6 protein-coding genes are annotated in these 6,589 nt (G+C 65.3%); 2 read left to right on the top strand and 4 right to left on the bottom strand.

Annotated features, from left to right (window positions below):
- From dmpG to WA317_RS07375, 3 genes are all read right to left on the bottom strand, one after another.
- On the bottom strand, positions 1-1,061 hold a 1,061-nt coding region (gene dmpG / locus WA317_RS07385), incomplete at its 3' end, for a 4-hydroxy-2-oxovalerate aldolase (protein ID WP_425172412.1).
- Between the two features lie 49 nt (positions 1,062-1,110).
- A complete protein-coding gene (locus tag WA317_RS07380; RefSeq protein WP_425172411.1) occupies positions 1,111-2,052 on the bottom strand; it encodes an acetaldehyde dehydrogenase (acetylating) in 942 nt (313 codons plus the stop codon).
- Between the two features lie 14 nt (positions 2,053-2,066).
- Positions 2,067-2,852, bottom strand: coding sequence for a 2-keto-4-pentenoate hydratase (locus tag WA317_RS07375; RefSeq protein ID WP_425172410.1), 786 nt, complete (start codon positions 2,850-2,852; stop codon positions 2,067-2,069).
- 74 nt (positions 2,853-2,926) lie between these two features.
- Between WA317_RS07375 and kstD the strand changes: the two genes are divergently transcribed.
- Entirely contained in the window at positions 2,927-4,612 is a 1,686-nt protein-coding gene (kstD, locus tag WA317_RS07370; protein ID WP_425172409.1) for a 3-oxosteroid 1-dehydrogenase, read from the top strand.
- Between the two features lies 1 nt (position 4,613).
- The gene (locus tag WA317_RS07365) at positions 4,614-5,474 is read left to right on the top strand and encodes a MaoC/PaaZ C-terminal domain-containing protein (protein ID WP_425172408.1); all 861 of its coding nucleotides are present in this window, start codon (positions 4,614-4,616) and stop codon (positions 5,472-5,474) included.
- Positions 5,475-5,538: 64 nt separating this feature from the next.
- Here the strand turns inward: WA317_RS07365 and WA317_RS07360 are convergent, their stop codons facing one another.
- Positions 5,539-6,381 (bottom strand): hypothetical protein, encoded by an 843-nt coding sequence (locus WA317_RS07360; RefSeq protein WP_425172407.1) that lies wholly within the window; start codon positions 6,379-6,381, stop codon positions 5,539-5,541.
- Positions 6,382-6,589 lie beyond the last annotated feature (208 nt).

Here is a 6,589-nt window from a genome sequence, read left to right as displayed (position 1 = left end):
TGTGCGACGGTTTCCTGCCCGCTCGCGGCTTGTTCGCGTTTGATCTCGAGCGCGATGTCGATCAACTGGTCTTCCTGACCGCCGATGAGCTTGCGCTGACCCGCCCGGTGTAACAGCTGGTGAGCCGGCACGTCGTAGCGTTCGGCCTGGCGAACTGCATGCTTGAGGAAACTGGAGTAGACGCCGGAGTAACCCATGATCAGCGCGTTGCGGTCGAGCAGGCACTCGGCCGGCATCGCCGGGCGCACGATGTCCTCGGCGGCGTCGGCAATGTCGAAGAAGTCGATGCCGGTCTTGACGCCGATCTTGTCGAAGACCCCGATCAGTGCTTCTACCGGGGCGTTGCCGGCTCCGGCGCCGAAACGGCGCACGCTTCCGTCGATCTGCTTGGCGCCGGCGCGGACCGCTTCCACCGAATTCGCCACCCCCAAGCCGAGGTTCTCATGCCCATGGAAACCGACCTGCGCGTCGTCGCCCAGTTCGGCGACCAACGCCGCGACCCGGTCGCGTACGCCTTCGAGCACCAGGGCGCCGGCAGAGTCGACGACGTACACGCACTGGCATCCGGCGTCGGCCATGATGCGGGCCTGCGCCGCTAACTTCTCCGGCGCAATGGTGTGGCTCATCATCAGGAAGCCGACGGTTTCCAGCCCCAGTTCGCGAGCCAGTCCGAAGTGCTGGATGCTGACGTCGGCTTCGGTGCAGTGCGTCGCGATCCGGCAGATCACCCCGCCGTTGTTCTGCGCTTCTTTGATGTCGTCCTTGGTTCCGACGCCGGGCAGCATCAAAAATGCAATCCTGGCCTCTAGCGCGGTGTCGGCGGCCAGCTTGATCAACTCCTGCTCGGGAGTTTTGGAGAAGCCGTAGTTGAACGACGATCCGCCAAGACCGTCGCCGTGGGTGACCTCGATGACCGGCACGCCCGCGGCGTCGAGAGCCGCCACGATGGCGCGCACCTCGTCTTCGGAGAATTGATGGCGCTTGTGGTGCGACCCGTCCCGTAACGAGGTGTCGGTGATCCGGACGTCCCAGATCGGGTTGAAGTAGACGTCAGTAGTCATTGGCGCCCCTCCTCCTCATCGCTTCGCTCTGCATCGTCGACGGCGCACGTCATGCTTTTACTCCTCCGGCCGTCGTGGAGAGGGCTTCCCTGGCGATCTCCTCGCCGACCTTCGTGGCAGCCGCGGTCATGATGTCGAGGTTGCCCGCGTAGGGCGGCAGGTAATCGCCGGCGCCCTCGACCTCGATGAAGGTGGTGACCAACGCCTGTCCACCGGAGTGCATGGACGGCTCGTCGAACTGCGGGTCGTTGAGCAACCGGTATCCGGGCACGTAGGTCTGCACTTCGGCGACCACGTCGTGGATCGACCGGGTGATCGCGTCGCGGTCCGCGTCCTCGGGCAGAGCGCAGAAGATGGTGTCTCGCATGATCATCGGCGGATCAGCAGGGTTCAGGATGATGATCGCCTTGCCGCGCCGGGCGCCGCCGATGGTTGCCACACCTTTGCTGGTGGTCTTGGTGAACTCGTCAATGTTGGCGCGGGTTCCCGGTCCGGCCGACAGTGACGCCACCGACGCGACGATCTCGGCGTAGGGGACGCCGCCTCGCTCGGCAACGGCACGCGACACCGCGTAGACGATCGGAATGGTCGCCTGTCCGCCGCAGGTAATCATGTTGACGTTGGGTGCGTCAAGGTGAGCACGCAGATTGGCCGGCGGGATCACCGCGGGGCCGACCGCCGCCGGCGTCAGGTCGATCGCCCGGATGCCCGCGGCCTCGTATTTCGGCGCCGCATCCCGGTGCACATACGCGCTCGTCGCCTCGAACACCAGGTCGGGCTTATCGGCCTGCGCCAGCAGCCAGTCGACCCCCTCATGGGTGGTTTCCAGGCCGAGCTTGCGCGCCCGCGCCAGCCCTTCGCTCTCCGGGTCGATCCCGACCATCCAGCGTGGTTCGAGCCAGTCCGATCGCAGCAACTTGTAGAGCAGATCGGTGCTGATGTTGCCCGACCCGACAATGGCAACCTTCGCCTTCGCGCCTGTGAAAGCCATCTCGACCGCTCCTTCTATTCGAAAGACAACCGCACGGACCCCAGGTGAGCGAATTCTGCGACGAACTCGTCACCGGCCCGCGCGTCGATCGCGCGCGTGCAGGATCCGGGAAGAACCACGTCCCCGGCTTTGAGCCGCACGCCGAAGCTCTCTACTTTGCGGGCCAGCCAGGCCACCGCGGTGACCGGGTTGCCCAGCACTGCATCGCTGCGGCCCTTGGCCACCACCTCGCCGTTGCGGGTCAATACCGCGTCGATTCCGGCGATGTCGACGTCTGCCGGCGCAACCCGCGCCGCACCCAGGACGAAGCCCGCGGAGGAGGCATTGTCGGCGATGGTGTCGCACAGGGCGATCTTCCAGTCGGTGATGCGGGTGTCGATCAGTTCGATGGACGGGACGAACGCCGCCGTCGCCGCCAGCACGTCGTCCTCGGTGCAATCAGCGCCCGGCAAATCCTCGGCCAGGATGAACCCCACCTCGACCTCTACCCGTGGATACAGATAGTTCGACGCCTTGACCGCGGTGTTCTCGAACACCTCCATCTCGTCCAGCAGGTGCCCGTAGTCCGGCTCGTCGACCCCCATCATCTGCTGCATCGCTTGCGACGACAAACCGACCTTGTGGCCCACCACGCGAGCACCCTCGGCCACCCGCTGCCGGATGTTGATCAGCTGAATCTCGTAAGCGTCGACCACGTCGATCCCGGGCTGTGCGGCGGTCAAGGGGTTGATCGGCTCACGGCCACGCTCGGCCTGCGCCAGTTCGGCGGCCAACTCATCGCGGGTGACGCTGTCGAGCATCTAAGCCGAAGTCCCCTCGTTGGTGTGACCGGTGCAGTAGCGCCCGGCCCGGGCAATTCTATAACGTGTTCTACATGGCTAGCCAGGAGTACGACGTCGTCGTGGTCGGAAGCGGCGGCGCCGGCATGGTCGCCGCCCTCACCGCCGCTCACCGGGGTCTCTCGACAATAGTCATCGAAAAGGCTCCGCACTATGGCGGTTCGACGGCACGGTCCGGCGGCGGCGTGTGGATTCCCAACAACGAGGTCCTCACGCGCCATCGCGTCGAAGACACCACCCAAGCCGCCCGCACTTACCTACACGGAATCATCGGTGACGTCGTCGAGCCGGAACGTATCGACACCTACCTCGAACGCGGCCCCGAAATGCTGTCCTTCGTGCTCAAGCACACACCGCTGAAGATGTGCTGGGTGCCGAACTACTCCGACTACTATCCCGAGGCTGACGGCGGGCGCCCGGGCGGTCGGTCGATCGAGCCGAAACCTTTCAACGCCCGCAACCTTGGTCCCGATGAGTACGGACTGGAGCCGGCCTACGGCAAAGTACCACTGAATGTCGTTGTGATGCAGCAGGATTACGTCCGGCTGAACCAGTTGAAACGACACCCGCGGGGGGTGCTGCGCAGCGTCAAAGTGGGTGCGAGGACGGTGTGGGCGAAAGCGACCGGCAAGAACCTGGTCGGGATGGGACGCGCCCTGATCGGACCGTTGCGGATCGGGCTGCGGCAGGCCGGCGTCCCGGTCGAGCTCAACACGGCTTTGACCGACCTCTACGTCGAGGACGGTGCGGTTCGCGGGGTGTACGTGCGGGACACCGGCGCGACCGAGACTGCGGAACCCACGCTGATCAAGGCTCGGCGCGGGGTGATTCTCGCCTCCGGCGGGTTCGAGCACAACGAGCAATTGCGGGTGAAATATCAGCGGGCGCCGATCACCACCGAGTGGACCGTGGGCGCCATTGCCAACACCGGTGACGGCATCGTCGCCGCGGAAAAGCTCGGCGCGACATTAGAACTGATGGAGGACGCGTGGTGGGGCCCGACCGTGCCGCTGGTGGGCGCACCGTGGTTCGCGTTGTCGGAGCGCAACTCGCCCGGGTCGATCATCGTCAACATGTCCGGCAAGCGCTTCATGAACGAGTCGATGCCCTACGTCGAGGCATGTCACCACATGTACGGCGGGGAGTACGGCCAAGGTCCCGGGCCGGGTGAGAACATTCCGGCGTGGTTGGTGTTCGACCAGCAGTACCGCGACCGCTACATCTTCGCCGGACTACAGCCAGGGCAACGGGTTCCGCGCAAATGGCTGGAGTCAGGCGTCATCGTCCGCGCCGACACCCTCGAGGCGCTGGCAGCCCAGACCGGGCTGCCCGGCGACGAGTTCATCGCAACGGTTCGGCGGTTCAACGGATTTGCGGCTTCCGGCGTCGACGAGGATTACCACCGTGGGGAAAGCGCCTACGACCGGTACTACGGCGACCCGACGAACAAGCCCAACCCCAACCTCGGCGCGATCGGCCATCCGCCGTTTTATGCGGCGAAGATGGTTCCCGGGGATCTGGGCACCAAGGGCGGGGTCCGCACCGATGTGCACGGCCGCGCGCTGCGTGACGACGGCAGCGTCATTGAAGGGTTGTATGCCGCCGGTAATGTCAGCGCCCCGGTCATGGGACACACCTATCCGGGTCCGGGCGGCACAATCGGGCCGGCGATGACCTTCGGTTACCTCGCGGCGCTGCATCTCGCCGGGCAGGCGGTCTGACATGCCGATCGACCTCGATGTTGCACTGGGTGCGGAGTTCGGAGCTGTCGAATTCGACTGGACTGCAACCAATGTGCAGCTCTACAACTTGGCATTGGGCGCGGGTGCCGATCCGATGAATTCCCGTGAGCTCAGCTACGTGCTCGACCAGAAGCCGCAGGTGCTGCCGACGTTCGGGTGTGTCGCGGCGTCTTTTCATCAAGTGGAACCGCCGACGGTCAGCTGGCCGGGTGTGGAGATCGACCTGGCCAAGATCCTGCACGCCTCCGAGCGGGTGTCGGTGCCCGCGCCGCTGCCGGCGTCGGGCAGTGCTCGCGCGATCAGCCGGATCGTCGACGTCTGGGACAAGGGCAAGGCCGCGGTGATTGTCCTGGAGACGTCGGTGACCGGTGACAACGGCACTCCGCTATGGACTCAGCAGCGGTCCATCTTCGCCCGCGGCGAAGGCGGTTTCGGCGGGTCGCGCGGCCCGTCAACGTCGGACTCGACGCCGGAACGGGCGCCCGACGTGCAGGTTGCGATACCGGTGCTGCCACAGCAGGCGCTGCTGTATCGGCTGTGCGGCGATCGCAATCCGCTGCATTCGGATCCCGAATTCGCGGCCGCCGCAGGCTTTTCCCGTCCGATCCTGCACGGTCTGTGCAGCTACGGCATGACCTGCAAGGCGGTGGTGGACGCGGCGCTGGATTCCGACGTCAGCGCCGTAAGGTCATTCGGCGCACGGTTCGCCGGCGTCGCGTATCCCGGCGAGACGTTGAAGGCCGGGGTCTGGAAAGAAGACGGGCGACTTCTGGCCCGCGTCATCGCGCCCGAACGCGACGACACCGTAGTGCTGTCCGGTGTGGAGCTGGTGCCGGCCTAACTTCCGCTTCGTATCGCCCAGTGTGCGGCCAGCTTCACGTTCGAGCGCCAATGTGCGGCTGGCTTCACGCTCGGCGGGCGAAGGCCGCGCGAACCCGGCGGACGATGTCGGCTGGTCGATCTGCCGCCACCACGCGGATGACCACCCAGCCGAGATGCTGCAACCTTTCGAGCCGCCTGATGTCCCAGTTGTATTGAAAACGATCACTGCGGTGGTGATCCCCGTCGTACTCGACCGCAACTAACACGTCCTCCCAACCCATGTCGAGGTATGCGATGGCGCTGCCGAAATCGTCGAACACCGGAATCTGCGTCCGTGGCGGAGGCAGACCCGCCTGGATCAGGACAAGCCGCAGCCAGGACTCCTTCGGCGACTGTGCGCCGGCGTCGAACAGGCGTATCGCTTGGCGTGCCCGCGCGATGCCGCGACGTCCGGCATATCTTCGAGCCAGTAGCTCGACGTCAGCCGCTTTGATCTCCGTTGCTCGCGCAAGCGCATCGATGCCCGCCACAGCCGTCGTAGTCGGATACCAACAACCGAGGTCGAGCGCGGTTCTCACCGGTGAGGTCACTGCAACACCGGCAACCATGACGATTTCGTCCTCCTCCTCGACGAGGTCTCCGTGCGTCTGAATCCCCGGCACACGGTGGCGGTTGTCGTGAATCAGTTCCACCACTCGTCGGTCGTCCACCCAGTTGCTGCCGTGCAGCGCGGCCGCCGAGAACCCTGCGACCACTCCTCGGCGCCCAGTCCACAGCCATGCCGCCCTTGCCCGCAGCGCGCCCGTGACTTCTGCATCGGGGTTGATGTAGACGTCGCGGAACAGCCGAGCATAGCGACTGCAAAGCTGGCTCTTGGTCACGGTGCCGCGAGCAATCGCCTCACTGCCGATGAATGGCTCTCCCACGAACCGGAGCTTCGCACGAGTGGTCACGAGCGTCACTTCACCAGCCGAACGTGCGACCAGCTTCACGTTCGGACACCAGCGTGCGGCTAATGGGAACTGAACAGCGAGCCTCCGCTCGATAGGTCCTTGTCAGGGGGACGCTGTTCACCGAGCCGCCGGTCGGTGAGTGTCGTTTGCGGCTGAAGCGTCTCTCGACTTCTAGAGCTAG

Source organism: Mycobacterium sp., from assembly GCF_049802695.1.
GTDB lineage: Bacteria > Actinomycetota > Actinomycetes > Mycobacteriales > Mycobacteriaceae > Mycobacterium.
The sequence above is the reverse complement of the archived record's forward strand: the minus strand, read 5'-3'. Positions and strand labels throughout refer to the sequence as shown.